Here is a 792-nt window from a genome sequence, read left to right on the forward strand (position 1 = left end):
GGTGTCATGCGAGTCAACCGACCGTATCCACCCGGGAGTAGGACCCACATGGGCCCACAGACCCATGCCCCCGCCCGCCGTATCCGGATATCGTCCCGGCGTGCGCCTGATTCTGATCCTCGTGGGTGCCCTGTGGGGCGCGTCGTCGGGCCTCCTGCTGCCCCGCGCCGCCCACCGCCTCTCCGTGGACCCCGAGGAACCCTGGAACGGGGAGTGCCCCGACGGCCACCCGATCACGGGCCCCTTCGACGGCTGGCTCGGCCGAGCCAGCTGCACCAACGCCACCACCATCGACACCACCAGCGGCGCATACGGAAACCGGCCGCCGGCTCCCGCCTCCAGCACATGCCGGGACCGCAACCGCGGCAACCCCAGTCGCCCCGGCTTCATCGTGTGGACGGCGATGACCTTCAAGTCCCGGTCCAGGTAAGCCACATCGATCGGGAACCGCATCCGGAACGTGTGCACACTGCTCGCCGGCGAGAGCAGCATCGCCCCGTCGATCGCGTCCCGGCCGAGCAGCCCCTTCGTACGCGCCCGGTACGAGGTCGCCAGCTCCAGCGGGACGGTGGCCTCCCTCGCGGTCCCGTGCACGATCAGCTTTCCGCGCCCGTCACTCCAGCGTCGTCCCATGTCAGGTCACCTTCCTGCGCCACTTCGGAACCGGTGTCATGCGAGTCAACCGACCGTATCCACCCGGGAGTAGGACCCACATGGGCCCACAGACCCATGCCCCCGCCCGCCGTATCCGGATATCGTCCCGGCGTGCGCCTGATTCTGATCCTCGTGGGT

1 protein-coding gene and 1 pseudogene are annotated in these 792 nt (G+C 69.3%); one reads left to right on the top strand and one right to left on the bottom strand.

Annotated features, from left to right (window positions below):
- The first annotated feature begins 100 nt into the window (after positions 1-100).
- Complete coding sequence (locus ACNFOC_RS54795) at positions 101-430, top strand: hypothetical protein (RefSeq protein WP_416966372.1); 330 nt, start codon at positions 101-103, stop codon at positions 428-430.
- Here ACNFOC_RS54795 and ACNFOC_RS54800 read toward each other — a convergent pair.
- Positions 325-633, bottom strand: a pseudogene (locus ACNFOC_RS54800) (DUF192 domain-containing protein); the annotation flags it as partial. The gene ACNFOC_RS54795 and the pseudogene ACNFOC_RS54800 overlap by 106 nt on opposite strands.
- Positions 634-792: the final 159 nt, after the last annotated feature.

Origin of the sequence: Streptomyces colwelliae (assembly GCF_048158785.1) — a bacterium.
In the GTDB taxonomy this organism is placed as follows: Bacteria; Actinomycetota; Actinomycetes; order Streptomycetales; family Streptomycetaceae; genus Streptomyces.